Origin of the sequence: Streptomyces sp. HNM0574 (genome assembly GCF_012726235.1) — a bacterium.
In the GTDB taxonomy this organism is placed as follows: domain Bacteria; phylum Actinomycetota; class Actinomycetes; order Streptomycetales; family Streptomycetaceae; genus Streptomyces.
Genome location: NZ_JAASAH010000011.1, coordinates 16,857 through 32,442 on the forward strand (window position 1 = coordinate 16,857; position 15,586 = coordinate 32,442).

Below are 15,586 nucleotides of genomic sequence, written 5' to 3' on the forward strand. Positions count from 1 at the left end.
CTCTAGGGCTGCGGGGCAGGGGCGGCCGGAGCGCGGGCGCGCGTGCGGCGCGGGCGCGCGTCCGGGTCCCGCCCCTGTCATCCGGGGTCAACGACCGGCGGACGGGCGGGGAACGGCCAATACCTCCGCATTCCCCCGCCTTTCCGCACTCGCGCGCCCGGGGGCCGCGCGCCCCTCGCTCCCGTCCCGCGCCCCCGCACCCCCTCGCCCGCCGTCCGCACGCCCGGCGCGTGACGGGAGGGGCGGGAGGCGGCTTCCGGTCAACTCGGGGCCGCTGTGGGGGAGTTCGGGGCGCGCGGCGACGCGTGGGCATGTGAGGAAGGACACACTTGTGCATCCGCGTCCCGGCGAGCGCGGCGATTATGCGACTGGCACGCAGGGAAGTGCTTGCTGTGGCCGGAGGCCCGATGCCCGGCCGGTCCACCCGAGGGGGATTGATGAGCACCACGAAGCCGGCCCGTACCGCCGAGACGGCCGAACAGGCCGACGGGGCCCGCGAGATCGACGACATCGACGACAGTACCGACGGGCTCGACCCGCTGGACGGAGACACCTACGACATCGTCCGGGTCGCCTGCCCGGACTGCCGCCGGCCGATCGGTCTGCTGGCGGACGAGGACGAGCTCCCCGTGCACGCGCTCTGCGCGTCCCCGTGGGACCCGTTCGGGCTGACCGTCTGCCAGGGCACCGGAACCCCCGCGTCCGAGGCGCTGCCCTACGACGACGGTCCGGACCCGCAGGACCAGGACGTGGCCGTCCTGCTGACCCTCCCGGAGGGGCTGGACTGGCGGATGCAGCCGTTCTCCCACGCCGGCCGCGTCCCCGCGCAGCGGGCCGCCTGAGCGGCCGTCCCCCGGCGGCGTCCCGCGACGCCGCCACCTCATCCCACCCGCGCCCGGGCCCCGACGGCCCGGACCGGCGCCTGCCCTGAACAGGCCCTGACTCGCGCGGAGTTCACCGGACCCTCCGTCCGTCCCCGCCGACGAGAACCGGTCTCACCCGTGTCCCTCCCCGGCGCGGGCGCGCGGCGCGGGCAGCATGCCGTCATGGCGGAAACCTCCAGGAGCCCCGAGCGGCTCGTACGGACCCTGCTCGACCGGCACGGGCGGACCTACGCCGGGCAGGCGGGCATCACGCTGCGGGACACCCCGTCGCCGCTGTACCGGCTGCTGGTGCTCTCGCACCTGCTCAGCGCCCGCATCCGGGCCGACATCGCGGTGGGCTCGGCCCGGGAGCTCTCGCGCGCCGGAATGCGCACCCCGCGCCGGATGGCCGACGCGAGCTGGCAGGAGCGGGTCGACGCACTGGGGCGCGGCGGGTACCGGCGCTACGACGAGAAGACCGCCACCCAGCTCGGCGAGGCCGCCGGGCTGCTGCTGGAGGAGTACCGCGGCGACTTGCGCCGCCTCCGCGCGGACGGCTCCCCCGAGACCCGGCTGCGGGAGCTGCCGGGCATCGGGCCGACGGGCACGGGCATCTTCCTCCGCGAAGTGCAGGCCGTGTGGCCGGAGTTGGAACCCCGGATCGACGGCAAGGCGCTGCAGGGCGCGCGCCGCCTGGGCCTGCCGGAGTCCGCCGGGGCGCTGGCGCGGCTGGTGCGCGAGGACCCGGCGGAGGTGGCGCGGCTGGCGGCGGCGCTGGTGCGGGCCGCGCTCGACGCGTCCGTCGCCGACGACGTGCTGGACGCCGCCGGCGAGGGACGCTGAACCGGTCGGTCAGGCCCCGCTCTCGGGGCCCGCGAGGTGGCGGGCGATGACCACGCGCTGGATCTGGTTGGTGCCCTCGACGATCTGCAGCACCTTCGCCTCGCGCATGTAGCGCTCGGCGGGGAAGTCGGCGGTGTAGCCGTATCCGCCGAGGAGCTGGACGGCGTCGGTGGTGACCTGCATGGCCGTGTCGCTGCAGAACAGCTTGGCCATGGCGGCCTGTTGGGAGAAGGGCTTGCCCGCGTCCCGCCGCCTGGCCGCGTCGAGGTACAGCGCGCGGCCGGCCGCGATCCGGGTGGCCATGTCGGCCAGCATGAAGCGCAGGCCCTGGAAGTCGGCGATCGGACGGCCGAACTGCTCGCGCCCGAGCACGTACGCGTGCGCCTCGTCGAGCGCCGCCTGGGCGAGCCCGGTGGCGCAGGCGGCGATGCCGAGGCGGCCCGCGTCGAGCGCGGCGAGGGCGACGGTGAAGCCCTGCCCCTCGTCGCCGAGGCGGCGCGCGTCCGGGACGCGTACGCCGTCGAAGTGGACCTGCGCCGTGGGCGATCCGTTCATGCCCATCTTGTGCTCGGGCGCGGCGGCGCTGAGCCCCTCGGCGTCGCCGGGTACGAGGAAGGCGGTGATGCCGCGCGGGCCCTCGCCGCCAGTGCGGGCGAGGACGGTGTAGAAGTCGGCGATCCCGCCGTGCGTGATCCAGGACTTGGTGCCGTCCAGGACCCAGTCGTCGCCGTCCCGCACGGCGCGGGTGCGCAGCGAGGCGGCGTCGGAGCCCGAGGACGCCTCGGAGAGGCAGTACGCGCCGAGGAGGCCGCCACCGAGCATGGCGGGCAGGTGTTCGGCACGCTGCTCCTTGGTGCCGAAGGTGGCCAGGGCGTGGCAGGCGAGGGAGTGGACGCTGGTGCCGAGGCCGACGGTGAGCCGGGCCGCGGCCAGTTCCTCGAAGACCTGGAGGGTGACCTCGTAGGGCTGGTCGCCGCCGCCGTACTCCTCCTCGTACGGGAGGCCGAGCAGGCCGGAGCGGGAGAGCAGGCGGAAGGTCTCGCGGGGGAAGCGGCCCTCGTGCTCGCCCTCGTCCGCCGCGGGCCGGATCTCGCGCCCGGCGAGTTCGCGTACCAGGCCGATGAGGTCCCGGGCTTCCCGGGTGGGCAGTTGGCGGTCCACCGGCTGGGGTCCGTGCTCGGGCATGGCGGCGCTCTCCTCCTGTGGGTGCGGCGACGGCGCGGGGGTGGGCGCCGCCGTGGTCGTCCCCGCGCGTGGGCTCGCGGGGCAGGGTGTCGCTGCCGTGTCCGCGGGTGCCGCGCGTCGGTTCGCGACCGGGGCTGACCTGCGGTGTGGCGAACAGGAGTATGCCCGATCACCGGCCTCACGTCACTGCCCCGCAGGGGGTGTGGCCAGGAATGACGGGCTCGCGGCCGGGGCGTTCCGGTCCCGTGCCGTCCTCGCGTCCGGCGGCCCCGGACGGCGGGTGGCCGGTGCACGGGGCACGGACCCGAAATTGGTCCGGACCATTGACGTATTGGTCTAGTCCTCCTAGGTTCCCAGGCTGAACACGCCGCGTGCCGGGGCTCGTTGGGCCCGCCGCGGACGGAGCACGGCCAGCACGGACCCAGCGCGGGCAAGGACGCCCCCGCCTCCCCACTTCTGCGAGGAGAACCATGCTCGGACCGAACGGCAGACGACCGCGACACCGCAGGCGCACCGTCTTCGCCCTGATCGCCTCGGCCTGCGCCGCGATCATGGCCGCCGCGATCCTGGCCCCGGTGGCCAGCGCCGGGGGCGAGAAGAAGCCGCAGACCCAGCGCAGCTCGGCGGCCGCGGGCAAGGTGGTCGGGTACTTCACCAACTGGGGTGTCTACCAGCGGAATTACCACGTCAAGAACATCGACACCTCCGGCTCGGCGAAGAAGCTGACGCACATCAACTACGCCTTCGGCAACGTCCAGGGCGGCAAGTGCACCATCGGTGACGGTTACGCCGACTACGAGAAGGCGTACACCGCCGGCCAGAGCGTCGACGGCAAGGCCGACACCTGGGACCAGCCGCTGCGCGGCAACTTCAACCAGCTGCTGAAGCTGAAGAAGAAGTACCCGCACCTGAAGGTGCTGTGGTCCTTCGGCGGCTGGACCTGGTCCGGCGGCTTCGGCCAGGCGGCCCAGAACCCGGAGGCGTTCGCGCAGTCCTGCTACGACCTGGTCAACGACAAGCGCTGGGCGGGCCTGTTCGACGGGATCGACATCGACTGGGAGTACCCCAACGCCTGTGGTCTGACCTGCGACAAGAGCGGGCCGCAGGCCTTCGGCAACGTGATGAAGGCGATGCGCGCCAAGTTCGGCAAGCAGCTCGTCACCGCGGCCATCCCGGCCGACGCCTCCAAGGGCGGCAAGCTGGACGCCACGGACTACGGCTCGGCGGCGGCGCACGTCGACTGGTACCTGCCGATGACGTACGACTACTTCGGCGCCTGGGACGCGAAGGGCCCGACGGCCCCGCACTCCCCGCTCACCTCCTACCCGGGCATCCCGAAGGAGGGGTACAACACCGACGCCACGGTGAAGAAGCTGAAGGCCATGGGCGTACCGGCGAACAAGATGCTGCTCGGGCTCGGCTTCTACGGACGCGGCTGGAACGGCGTCAAGGACGCCAAGCCCGGCGGGACCGCGACGGGTGCCGCGCCCGGCACCTACGAGGCGGGCATCGAGGACTACAAGGTGCTCAAGACCCGCTGCCCGAGCAACGGCGAGGTGGCCGGTACGGCGTACGCCAAGTGCGGTGACCAGTGGTGGAGTTACGACACTCCCGCCACCATCGCCGCGAAGACCGGCTGGGGCTCGCAGCAGGGCCTGGGCGGCTCCTTCTTCTGGGAGCTGAGCGGCGACACCAACAACGGCGAGCTGATCAACTCCATCAAGTAGCCGGAAGCGCGGGGGAATCAGCGGGGGAACGCGCGTCAGCGCGTGTGGGGTGAGTGGCGGGCGGGGTGCCGGGTTCCGGCGCCCCGCCCGTCCGTGCGCGGCGCTTCCCGTCAGGCGCCGTGCGGGGTCGGGGCGCGGTACGGGGTGCCCGTGACGTCCAGCTCGTGCGGCGGGCGGACGGCGGGCGGGGACGAGAGCGGGGAGTCCAGCGCGAAGGTGCCGGTGTCGCTGAGCAGCACCGCGTGCTCCGAGAAGAACTCGGCCTTGTGCGGGTGCGAGAGCGGGTCCGGCTCGGCCGCGTACCCGTGCCGGTGCAGTTCGCTCATGTGCTCGCTCGGGTGTCCGATGGCGCTGCGCGCCGTGCCGACGTGGCCCTGCCCGGGGAGGAAGGTGAGCTTCGCGGAGAAGTCGCCGCCCGGGGCGCGCAGCACGGCGATGTGCAGCATCACCGGCAGCCCGGCGCCGGAGGCGCCCGAGGCCGGGCTCTCGGACTCGGTGCCGTAGTGCCCGTACAGCAGCACCGTGGGAACGTCGCTGTCGCCGAGGCTCTGGCCCAGCACCGCCTCGCCGGCGGACGGGGTGCGCAGCGTCCGCATCTCCCAGGCCCGCTCCCCGGAGAACGCCGCCATCAGGTGACCGACCGTGGTGCGGTACGAGGCGGTGGGGAAGCGCCCGGGGTCGGAGAGGGAGCGCAGCGCGATCAGCCGCTCCAGGTCCGACATGGCGCGTGGCAGCAGCTGTTGGACGGCCTCGCTGAGGTTGGTGAACACGGCCCGTCCTCCTTCCCTGTCCGCGGGTGCCTCGCCCTCGGGGGCCGGGCGGCGCGCGCCCGGCAGGGCCCCGCACGACTCAGTGAAGCAACCTCCGGAGCGCGGGGCAAAAGGGGCGTACGGGGCGGGTCAGGTCAGCTCCTCGGCGAGGAGGTCCATGAGCAGGCCGTCGCGCCACTCCCCCGTGTGGTGGTCGCGCCAGTACCGGCGCAGGACGCCGACGGGCCGGAAGCCGACCTTGGTGTAGCTGCGGACGGCGGGTGCGTTGTCGGCGGCCGGGTCGATGGTGAGCCGGTGATGGCCGCGTTCGTCGATCAGCCAGCGGGCGAGGGTGCGTACCGCGTCGGTGCCGATGCCGCGGCCCTGGAGGCCGGTGGTGAGGAAGATGTCGATGCCCGCGTGCCGGTACTCGGGCTCGTTCTCCTCCGCGTACTGCACCGCTCCGGCGAGCTGCCCGTCGACGAGGATCACGAAGGTGTCCTCGAAGTCTTCGGGGACGCTCCACCACGCGTCGACGGACGGCTCGCGCACGATCCGGAAGAGGGCTTCGGCGTCGTCCTCCGTCGCCGGACGCAGGATGACCTGATCACCGTGGAGTTCCATGCGGCCATTCTGGTTCCGCGCGGCCGCCGCGCCCAAGGGGTTTACCGGCACCCCGGCTCACGGCCGGTGGCCCTCCGGGACGCGTTCCGCCTCGGGGACGGGGCCCGGCGCGGTGCCCTCGCCGAACGGCCTGCCGCCGAGCCGCTCGCGGTGGTGCGGCGTCAGCCAGGACGACAGGTCCGGGCCCAGGGGGACGATCGCGGTGGGGTTGATGCCGGTGTGCACCTGGTAGTAGTGCCGCTTGATGTGGTCGAAGTCGACCGTGTCCCCGAAGCCGGGGGTCTGGTACAGGTCCCGGACGTACGCCCACAGCACCGGGTTCTCGGCGAGCTTCTCGCGGTTGCACTTGAAGTGGCCGTGGTAGACGGCGTCGAACCGCACCAGCGTGGTGAACAGCCGGATGTCGGCCTCGGTGAGCGTCTCCCCCATCAGGTAGCGCTGCCCGGACAGCCGCTCGGTGAGGGCGTCGAGGCGGCGGAAGACGTCCCGGCAGGCGGCCGCGTACTCGTCCTGGGTGGTGGCGAAACCGGCCCGGTACACCCCGTTGTTGAGGTCCCGGTGGACGCCGTCCATCACCTCGTCCATCTCGTCCCGCAGGTCCTGTGGGTACAGCTCGGGGGCGCCGGGGCGGTGCAGGGCCGTCCACTCGGTGGCCAGGTCCAGGGTCAGCTGCCGGTAGTCGTTGGTGACCAGCCGGCCGCTGGGGACGTCGACGACGGCCGGGACGCTCACCCCGCCGGGATAGCCGGTCTCGCGCGCGTCGTACGCCTCGCTCAGGAAGCCGATGCCGAGGACCGGGTCGCGCCCGCCGGGGTCGAGCGTGAAGCGCCAGCTGCGGCTGTCCTGGATCGGGTCGGCGACGGCGACGGGCAGCGCCTCCTCCAGGCCGAGCAGCCGCCGCGAGACCAGCGCCCGGCTGGCCCAGGGGCAGGCCCGGCTGACGACCAGCCGGTAGCGGCCCGGCTCGACGGGCCAGCCGTCGCGGCCGTCGGCGGTGATCCGGTCGGCGAAGTGGCTCGGGGAGCGCCGGAACTTCTTCCGGCCGTACTCGGCGTTGCCGTCCTCGCCCGCGCTGCGGTCGCCGCTCATGGGCAGCCTCCTGTCCGTCGCAGGTCCTCCCCCACTGTCAGGCCGGTGCGGCGGGGGACGCCACAGGAACGCTCAGGTTTCCCCGGTGCCAGGGTCCGGGGCCGGCTCGTAGGTGTCCTCGTCGACGATGTGCACCGCCGCCTCCTCCGCCGAGGCCGCGGCGCCGTCGACGCCGATGTCGCTGGCGACGAGGGTGGCCTCGGCGTCCTCGTGGGTGCCCTCGTCGGGCGAGACGAGGCGGCCGGCTCGGGCGGCGCCGACCTCCGCGTCCAGGGGTTCGCCGTCGGTGTCCGAGGTGTCGCCGACGCCGTCGCCCTCGGGCACGGTGATGTCCGGCTCCTCCTCGGCGAGCAGCTCGTCGAGGCTCTCGCCGCGCTGCCGCTCGGCCGCCGTGACGCCGTACCGGACGGCCGGGGAGGGCCGCTCGGGCGGCGAGTACCCCTCGTCGTACGGGTCCGCGCCGCGGATCAGGGTGTCCTCGGGTTCGAGCAGGCCCTCGTCGTCCTGCACCTCCGACCCGTCCGGCTGGTAGACGTCGTCGCCTCGTGCTCCGTCGCGATCCACCGTTGCCTCCCGGGTGCTGTGCGGCCGTCGAGCGGCGCGCGGTCCGACAGCCAGCCTCACGCCCCGGCGGGCACACCAGCCATCGCAGGCCCCCCGTACGGGGGAGCCGGGGCCCGGGAGGCGCCCCCGCGGACGGGCCGCGGGGGCCGTGCCCCGGGCGGGATCAGGCGTCCGGTTCCGGGGTGGTGAAGTACGCGGCGAAGGCGGTGACGATGCCGCTCTCGCTGATCAGGCCGTCGGCGTCGGTGCCGAGGGCGCGGGCCGCCTCGCCGGCGACCTCCTCCGGTACGCCCAGCGCGCGGAGGGCGCGGGCCGCCTCCTCGGGGGCGACGCGGCCGTCGCCGTCACTGTCCGCGAGGGCCAGCACGGCGTGCAGGAAGGGGCGGGCGATCTCGGCGAAGCGTCCCGCGTTGTCGCGCAGCCGCTTCACCGCGCTGCCCACGAACTCTTCCCTGGTGATGCGCTGGTCGCCGTCGTGGTCCGCGATTCCGGCCATGCCCTGCCAGAACGCCTCGGCGCCGAGGAGCAGGGCCTGGCCCTGCTCCGAGCGGGCCGTGACCCCGAACTCGGTGCGGACGGCGGCGGCCGCCGTCGTGAAGTCCTCGCGGGATATGTAGCCGTTGCCGTCCTGGTCGAAGGAGGCGAACCGGGCGGCGATCTTACGCTCGTACTCGATGGAGTCCATGCCGTTGCGCACCGTCTCACTGTCGGGTCGGGTCCGTTCGCTTCGCAGCGTACGACGTACGGCGCCGGGGGGAACCGGAAACGGCCGGGCAGGTGGCGCACTGTCAGGTATCTCACCGGCAGGCTCCGGCGCTCACCGGCGCACACGCCCGCGCCCGGTGCGCGCCGCGGCCCGACTGCCCGGCGGGCGGCGGGTGTTCAGGTCCCGGTGGGGACGCGGCGGTAGACGGTGCTGAGGAGTTGGTCCTTCGCGGGGCCGCGCACCCGCCAGCGCAGGTGCCACTCGGCGGGCGAGACGACGGTGAACGTGCCCTCGTAGTGGTCGCGTCCGCAGGGGTGGTGGGCGTGCCAGGTGCCGGTGCGCAGGTCGAGCCGGTGGAAGGGGCGGCCGTCGGCGAAGCTGACCTCGGCGGTGCCGTCGGGGAGCGCGTCGAGGCGGAGGGTGCGCCGCGCGTCGTTGCGTACCCCGTTCCACTCCAGGACGCCGTCCTCCTCGTGCAGCCAACGCCCGTCGGCCGGCTGCCGGAAGACGGCGGTCCCGGTGAAGTGCCCCGCGCCGCCCGAGGCGTCGTCGCGCAGCCGCCGCCGCACGCTCCAGCGGCCGGCGAGGTAGCCGAGGGTGTCGGGCACGGGGTGGGGCTGCGCGGGCATGCGGCCAGTCTCGCAGCCGGCCGGGGTGCGCCTGGAGGGGGCGGGGCGGCGGGAGTTGGTGACGGGCCGTGCGGGCCCGGGTGCCGACGGCCCGTGCGCGGGCCCGGCGGCGTGGGGATCGTCACGCCGGTGGGGTGGCGTGGGCGGGGTGCGGGGCGCCCGGAGCGGGGGCCTAGGGCGGGTGGTGCGGGCCTGCCGGGGCGCCGTGCCGGGGCGGAGGGGGGCGTGGGGCGTGGTGGGGGCGGGGAGGGTACACCACGTGCGCGGGGGACATTTTCGGTCAGCGAGGCGAAATTTGACCCTGGCCTCCGGCGAATAGCAGGCTCCCGTGCGACAAGCGCACATGACACCCGACGGACGCGCGCACCGTCCCGCCCAGGGAGCGCAGGAGACAGCCTCCGCGTCCCGGCCGCGTCCGGTACGGAACCGCGCGCGTCCTTGCCCGTGTGTCCTCCGAGTGCGGATGCATCCCACAGCAAGGACCAACATGCCGACCCCCCATGCCCGGACCGCCGACGACGCCACGCGCGCCGCGGCCCCCGCCGACGGCGAAGGGCGCCAGGACGACCGGGAGGACCCGGACGGCGGGGCCCCCGACCCCGACGGACCGTCCGGCTCAGCCCCGTCCCGACGGGACGGGAGACGCACCGATCTGCCCGTGCTCGCCATCAGCGGCGGGCTGCTCGTCGCGTTCGTCGTCGCCTCGCTGATCAACCCGTCCGGCACGGGCAGCGTCGTGAGCACCGTCTTCTCCTTCGCGGCCCGCTGGTTCGGCCCGCTGTGGCAGGTGCTGCTGCTCGGCACCTTCGCGGTCGCCCTGTGGCTGGGCTTCTCCCGGTACGGGCGGGTGCGGCTGGGCGGCGCGGGTGCGCGTCCCGAGTACGGGCGGTTCCAGTGGATCGCCATGATCATGTGCACCCTGCTCGCGGGCGGCGGCGTCTTCTTCGCCGCCGGTGAGCCGGTGCAGCACTACGTCCAGACGCCGCCGTTCTACGAGGGCGTGGAGGCCGGTTCGCAGGCGGCGGCCGAGTCGGCGCTCTCGCAGAGCTTCGCGCACTGGGGCTTCCTCGCCTGGGCCGTGCTGGGCACGCTCGCCTCCGTCGTGATGATCCGGGGCGAGGAGCGCGGCATGCCGCTGCGCCCGCGCACCCTGCTGTACCCGCTGCTGGGCGAGCGCGTGCGGGACTCGAAGCTGGGCTCGGCGGTGGACGTCGTCTGCATCATCGCCGTCGTGGCGGGCACGGTCGGCCCGATCGGTTTCCTCGGCCTCCAGGTCAGCTACGGGCTGTCGCAGGTGTTCGGCATCCCGAACGGCTACCCGGTGCAGCTGTCCGTCATCGTGCTGCTCACGGTGGTGGCCGTGCTGTCGGTGGTCAGCGGCATCGGCAAGGGCATCCAGTTCTTCAGCAAGCTCAACGTCTGGCTGGCCGTCGTGCTGATGGCCGTCTTCCTGGTGCTGGGCTCCGTCGGCTTCGTGATGGACTCCTTCCTCGGCGGACTCGGCCAGTACGTCCGGGACTTCGTGCCGCTCGCGCTCAACCGGGGCGACCACGAGTGGCTCGGCTCCTGGACGGTGTTCTTCTTCGGCTGGTTCCTCGGCTACGGACCGCTGATGGCGATCTTCGTGGCCCGGATCTCGCGCGGCCGCACGCTGCGGGACCTGGTGGTCTCCACGGCCGTCATCCCGCCGCTGGCCACCATGTTCTGGTTCACCGTGTTCGGCGGGACGGGCATCTACCTGGAGCAGCAGAACCCGGGGTCGATCTCCGGGCCGCTGAAGTCGGTCGGCATGGACGCGGCGGTGATCTCGGTGGCGGAACGGCTGCCGTTCGGCGCGGTGATCACGGTGGCGCTGCTGTTCCTCACCCTGACCTTCGTGGTGACGACCACCGACTCGATGTCGTACAGCATCTCGGCGGCCGGTACGCGCTCCGGGGAGCCGACGCCGCTGGTGCGCGCCTTCTGGGGGCTGCTGATGGGCGCGGCGGCTGCCGTGCTGATCCTGGTCGGGGACGGCGGGATCTCCGCCTTGCAGTCGTTCATCGTCGTGACGGCGGTGCCGGTCGGCTTCATCATGCTGCCGACGCTGTGGACGGCGCCGCGCCTGGCCAAGGAGATGGCCGCCGAGCAGGGTGTGGTGCCCGGACGCGAGCGGTGACGGGCGGGGGCGCGGCCCCCTGACCCGGCCCGTCGAACGGCCCGTCGGACTCCGGTCCGGCGGGCCGTTCGCGTACCCGCTCCCCCGGCTCCGGGGCCGCGCATTCATCGTTCGCGGAGGTCTTCCGGGGGCGGGCGGCTTCCGGTGTTTCCGCGCGGTTTCCTGGTGCGCCAGGTCATGAAAAACGGGACATCCGCGACCCGGGACGGATTCTGGCGCGATTTTCCACGGTCCGCATTACCCGCAGTATCCACCCCGCAGCACTCCGCGATGGATTTCTCCGTGAAGGGCCGCGGAGCCCCCCTTTGACACATTCACTGTCGCGCCGCACGGCATTCCGGACGGGAATTTGAACCCTGTTCACTTTCCCGGACCGGAAAGCGTGCCCGGAGCAACCTCTTTCGCCGGCGGCACGTCTCCCCAGGTGGCGCGGCCCGGGTTCCGCCTCCGCCTCCCGTCGCCGCCGGGCCGGGCCCCCGGACGGGCGACGGGCCCGTACGCACAGCACGTCACGGGGCCTGTCAGCGCGTTCAGGGAATCTCCACACAGCATGCGCAGGCGCGGCACACCGCGTTCCGCACGCTCGCGCAGGTGTGCGTACGCGGGTCTTTTCCGGCGGGAGTGTCCGCAATGGACGGCCCTCGCGGAACGCTTCGTGCCGCGTACCGCTGAAGACGCTGTGAAGGCGTCGGCACGAATTCGTGGAGCTGCTGCACATCACCGGAGTCGGGTGTAGGAATACTTCCCCGTAAGGCAGTTGGCCGATTGGTCATGCGGCCCGTGCTCATGCTTTGCTCTTGCGCGATGCGGGAGTTGTAAGAACGGTTCCCGGTTTTCCGGTGCCTGACTGCCGCTCGACGACCGGATCGCCTTTACTGTCGACCCGGCCGTTTTTTGAACAGAACCTCTGAACAGAAGGGGAGCCCATCATGGACTTCACTCCGCAGGTTGAGACCGCCGAGATCGCCGACGCCGACCTGGACGCCGTGTCCGGCGGCCTCGTCGGTGGCGTCGTGGGCGAGACCCTCGGCACCGTCACCGGCACCGTCGACTCCGTCACCGGCACCGTCTCGCAGACGACCGGCGTCGACACCTCCGCCGTCACCGGCCTCGCCGGCCTCTGAGCCGACCAGTGCCGCCTGGCCGCGTAGCCAGGAGCACCACCCTGAGCCCCGGAGCCGTCCTGGCTCCGGGGCTCTCGGGCGCTGTACCGCAGCGCCCCGTACCGTCCGAGCGCTTCCGTGCCCCCGCGGGTACGTGAGACGAACGCAGTCCGAGGGATCAGTCCGTGCAGTTCCGTCAGAAGGCGCTCGCCAAGCTGCAGTCGCCCGAGGAGCTCGACCTTCCGGTGCGCTACGCGCGCCCGCAGGGCCGTCTGGTCCTGTGCGTGACGCTCCTGGCCATGGTCGCCGCCTGCGTGTGGGCCGTGACGGGAACGGTGACGTCCAAGCTCACCGCGCCCGCCGTCCTCACCCACCCGCAGGGGAGTTACCTGTTGCAGAGCCCCGTCGCCGGGCAGGTGACCGAGGTGCTCGCGCGCGAGGGCCAGAGCGTGCGCGAGGGCCAGCCGCTGCTGCGGGTCGAGACCCCGCGCGGCGACCGCGCCGTACGCGCCGTCGCCCCGGGACGCGTCACCACCCTGGTCGCGAAGATCGGCACGGTGGTCACCACCGGCACCGACGTGGCGACCGTCGAACGTGTGGAGCGCCGCGGCGAACCGCTGGTCGCCATGGTGTACGTGCCGGGCGCCCAGGCGTCCTCGGTGCGGGCCGGGTCGTCCGTCGACCTGACCCTGCAGTCGGTGCCCGCGCAGAGCTACGGCGTGCTGCGCGGCACGGTGAAGGCGGTGGGCGCGGCACCGCAGACCCGGGAGCAGATCACCAGCTTCCTGGGCGACCGCCAGCTCGGCGAGCAGTTCTCGCGGCGGGGCAAGCCCGTCGCGGTCCTCGTGGAGCTCAAGCGCTCCTCCGGCACCAGGTCCGGCTACGCCTGGTCCTCGGCGGACGGGCCGCCGTACCGGATCGGCTCCATGACGCAGGCCGACGCCGCGGTCCACCTCGACCCGCAGCGTCCGATCGATTGGCTCCTCCCGTGACGGCGCAGCACGACCCGGCGCGGCACGACCCGGCACCGGCTCAGCCCCTCCCCGCGCAGCAGCAGGCGCCCGACGCGCAGCAGGCCCCGCCCGTCCCGCCCCCCGTGGGCCGCGGGCGGCACCGGCCCGAACCGGCGCGGGGCGGGCGGCGGCGCGGGGGCTCCTCGCGCCGGACGCCGCAGCCGCGGCAGGGCGGCGGGCGCCGGAAGACGGTGCGCAGCCCCACCGTGCTCCAGATGGAGGCCGTCGAGTGCGGCGCCGCCTCGCTGGCGATGGTGCTCGGGCACTACGGCAAGCACGTGCCGCTGGAGGAGCTGCGGATCGCCTGCGGCGTCTCCCGCGACGGCTCGCGCGCGAGCAACCTGCTGAAGGCGGCGCGGAGTTACGGGCTGCGGGCCAAGGGCATGCAGATGGAGCCCGCCGCGCTGGCCGAGGTGCGGGCCCCGGCCATCCTGTTCTGGGAGTTCAACCACTACGTCGTCTACGACGGCATGGGGCACCGCTTCGGCCGCCGCGGGGTGCACGTCAACGACCCCGACAAGGGCCGCCGTTTCGTGCCGATGGAGGACTTCGACACCAGCTTCACCGGCGTGGTGCTCACCTTCGAGCCCGAGGACGGCTTCCGCAGGGGCGGCCGCAAGCCCGGCGTCCTCGGCGCCATGCCGACCCGGCTGCGCGGCACCACGGGCACCCTGCTGACCGCGCTGCTCGCCAGCCTGCTGCTGGTCGCCGTCGGCGCGGCGGTGCCCGCGCTGAGCCGCACGTACATCGACATGTTCCTGATCGGCGACCAGACCTCGCTGCTGGGCGTGCTGTTCGCCTCGATGGCGGCGATGGTGGTGCTGACGGCGGCGCTGACCGGGCTCCAGCAGGCCAACCTGCTGCGCGGCCGGATCATCTCGTCGACGCTGAGCAGCGCGAAGTTCTTCCGGCACCTGCTGAGACTGCCGGTGACCTTCTTCGCCCAGCGCTCCCCCGCCGATCTGGTGCAGCGGCTCCAGTCCAACGACACGGTCGCCGAGATCCTGGCCAGGGACCTGGCCGCGGCCTGCGTGGACGCGGTCGTCGTGGTGCTCTACGCGTTCCTGCTGTGGACCTACGATCCCCAACTGACCGTCGTGGGCGTGCTGATCGCGCTGCTGAACGTGGTCGCCATGCGGATCGTGATGCGGCTGCGGGCGACGGGCACGCAGAAGCTGCGGGCCGACACCGCGCGGCTGACGAACACCTCCTACAGCGGGCTCCAGCTGATCGAGACGATGAAGGCCACCGGCGGCGAGAACGGCTACTTCCGCCGCTGGGCCGGGCAGCACGCCACCACCCTGGAGGGCCAGCAGAAGCTGGGCGTGCCGAGCGCGGCGCTCGCCGTCGTCGCGCCCACGCTGGCGGCGCTGAACAGCGCGATGATCCTGCTGATCGGCGGCATGCGGGCGGTGGAGGGGCACATCTCCGTCGGCCTGCTGGTCGCCTTCCAGGCGCTGGTCACCAGCTTCACGACGCCGATCACACGGCTGAACAGCGTCGCGGGCCGGATCCAGGACTTCGCGGCCGACGTGGCCCGGCTCAAGGACGTCGAGAACTTCCCCGTCGACTCGCTCTACACCCGCGACGAGCCGGAGAGCAGCACCCGCAGGCTGACCGGCCATGTGGCGCTGGAGAACATCACGTTCGGCTACAGCCCGCTCGACAAGCCGCTGCTGACCGGCTTCTCGCTGACGGTCGGGCCGGGACAGCAGGTCGCGCTGGTCGGCGGCTCGGGCAGCGGCAAGTCGACGGTCTCGCGCCTGATTTCGGGCCTGTACAGCCCGTGGGAGGGCACCATCCGGATCGACGGGCAGCGCCTGGAGGACATCCCCCGGGGCGCGCTGGCCGCCTCGGTCTCCTTCGTCGACCAGGACGTGTTCCTCTTCGAGGGCACCGTCCGGGACAACGTCGCGCTGTGGGACCCGTCCATCCCGGACGAGGCCGTCGTCACCGCGCTGCGGGACGCCTGCATCCTGGACACGCTCAGCAAGCGGCCCGGCGGCATCCACAGCCGGGTCGAGCAGGACGGCCGGAACTTCTCCGGCGGGCAGCGGCAGCGGCTGGAGATCGCCCGCGCCCTGGTGCGCAGGCCGAGCATCCTCGTCCTGGACGAGGTGACCAGCGCCCTCGACGCCGAGACCGAGCAGGTCATCATCGACAACCTGCGCCGCCGCGGCTGCGCCTGCGTCGTCATCGCGCACCGGCTGAGCACGGTGCGGGACAGCGACGAGATCGTGGTGCTCGATCACGGCACCGTCGTCGAGCGGGGCGGTCACGAGGAGCTCGTCGCGGCGGGCGGCGCCTACGCCGAGCTGGTCAAGGAGTCCTGA

At 73.2% G+C, this 15,586-nt stretch carries 14 protein-coding genes; 7 read left to right on the forward strand and 7 right to left on the reverse strand.

The genetic code is table 11. The features are described from left to right. Positions 1-437 precede the first annotated feature (437 nt). Positions 438-842, forward strand: a complete 405-nt coding sequence (locus HCC30_RS18930) for a hypothetical protein (protein ID WP_240979718.1) — start codon at positions 438-440, stop codon at positions 840-842. Between the two features lie 204 nt (positions 843-1,046). Next, positions 1,047-1,706 (forward strand): endonuclease, encoded by a 660-nt coding sequence (locus HCC30_RS18935; protein ID WP_169443788.1) that lies wholly within the window; start codon positions 1,047-1,049, stop codon positions 1,704-1,706. A 9-nt stretch (positions 1,707-1,715) separates the two neighbouring features. On the opposite strand, the gene HCC30_RS18940 is transcribed toward HCC30_RS18935, so the two are convergent. After that, entirely contained in the window at positions 1,716-2,891 is a 1,176-nt protein-coding gene (locus tag HCC30_RS18940; protein WP_169443789.1) for an acyl-CoA dehydrogenase family protein, read from the reverse strand. 470 nt (positions 2,892-3,361) lie between these two features. Here HCC30_RS18940 and HCC30_RS18945 point away from each other — a divergent pair, with 470 nt between their 5' ends. After that, a complete protein-coding gene (locus HCC30_RS18945; RefSeq protein ID WP_169443790.1) occupies positions 3,362-4,618 on the forward strand; it encodes a glycoside hydrolase family 18 protein in 1,257 nt (418 codons plus the stop codon). 110 nt (positions 4,619-4,728) lie between these two features. Here HCC30_RS18945 and HCC30_RS18950 read toward each other — a convergent pair whose 3' ends face one another. The 6 genes from HCC30_RS18950 to HCC30_RS18975 all read right to left on the reverse strand — a co-directional run bounded on the left by HCC30_RS18950 (position 4,729) and on the right by HCC30_RS18975 (position 8,979). Continuing rightward, entirely contained in the window at positions 4,729-5,388 is a 660-nt protein-coding gene (locus HCC30_RS18950; protein ID WP_169443791.1) for a hypothetical protein, read from the reverse strand. Positions 5,389-5,517: 129 nt separating this feature from the next. Further along, a complete protein-coding gene (gene aac(6'), locus HCC30_RS18955; RefSeq protein WP_169443792.1) occupies positions 5,518-5,991 on the reverse strand; it encodes an aminoglycoside 6'-N-acetyltransferase in 474 nt (157 codons plus the stop codon). Positions 5,992-6,048: 57 nt separating this feature from the next. Then, complete coding sequence (locus HCC30_RS18960; RefSeq protein WP_169443793.1) at positions 6,049-7,080, reverse strand: glutathione S-transferase C-terminal domain-containing protein; 1,032 nt, start codon at positions 7,078-7,080, stop codon at positions 6,049-6,051. 72 nt (positions 7,081-7,152) lie between these two features. After that, a complete protein-coding gene (locus tag HCC30_RS18965) occupies positions 7,153-7,644 on the reverse strand; it encodes a DUF5709 domain-containing protein (RefSeq protein WP_169443794.1) in 492 nt (163 codons plus the stop codon). A 163-nt stretch (positions 7,645-7,807) separates the two neighbouring features. Continuing rightward, positions 7,808-8,329, reverse strand: a complete 522-nt coding sequence (locus tag HCC30_RS18970; protein ID WP_169443795.1) for an EF-hand domain-containing protein — start codon at positions 8,327-8,329, stop codon at positions 7,808-7,810. Between the two features lie 197 nt (positions 8,330-8,526). Continuing rightward, positions 8,527-8,979 carry a DUF6314 family protein gene (locus HCC30_RS18975; protein WP_169443796.1) on the reverse strand — a complete coding sequence of 151 codons (453 nt, stop codon included), beginning with the start codon at positions 8,977-8,979 and terminating at the stop codon, positions 8,527-8,529. 487 nt (positions 8,980-9,466) lie between these two features. Here HCC30_RS18975 and HCC30_RS18980 point away from each other — a divergent pair, with 487 nt between their 5' ends. From HCC30_RS18980 to HCC30_RS18995, 4 genes are all read left to right on the forward strand, one after another. Continuing rightward, a complete protein-coding gene (locus HCC30_RS18980; RefSeq protein WP_206324034.1) occupies positions 9,467-11,137 on the forward strand; it encodes a BCCT family transporter in 1,671 nt (556 codons plus the stop codon). A 929-nt stretch (positions 11,138-12,066) separates the two neighbouring features. After that, the gene (locus tag HCC30_RS18985; protein WP_169443797.1) at positions 12,067-12,261 is read left to right on the forward strand and encodes a type A2 lantipeptide; all 195 of its coding nucleotides are present in this window, start codon (positions 12,067-12,069) and stop codon (positions 12,259-12,261) included. Positions 12,262-12,425: 164 nt separating this feature from the next. Further along, a complete protein-coding gene (locus tag HCC30_RS18990; protein WP_169443798.1) occupies positions 12,426-13,232 on the forward strand; it encodes an HlyD family efflux transporter periplasmic adaptor subunit in 807 nt (268 codons plus the stop codon). A 227-nt stretch (positions 13,233-13,459) separates the two neighbouring features. Then, positions 13,460-15,586, forward strand: coding sequence for an NHLP family bacteriocin export ABC transporter peptidase/permease/ATPase subunit (locus tag HCC30_RS18995; RefSeq protein ID WP_346776707.1), 2,127 nt, complete (start codon positions 13,460-13,462; stop codon positions 15,584-15,586).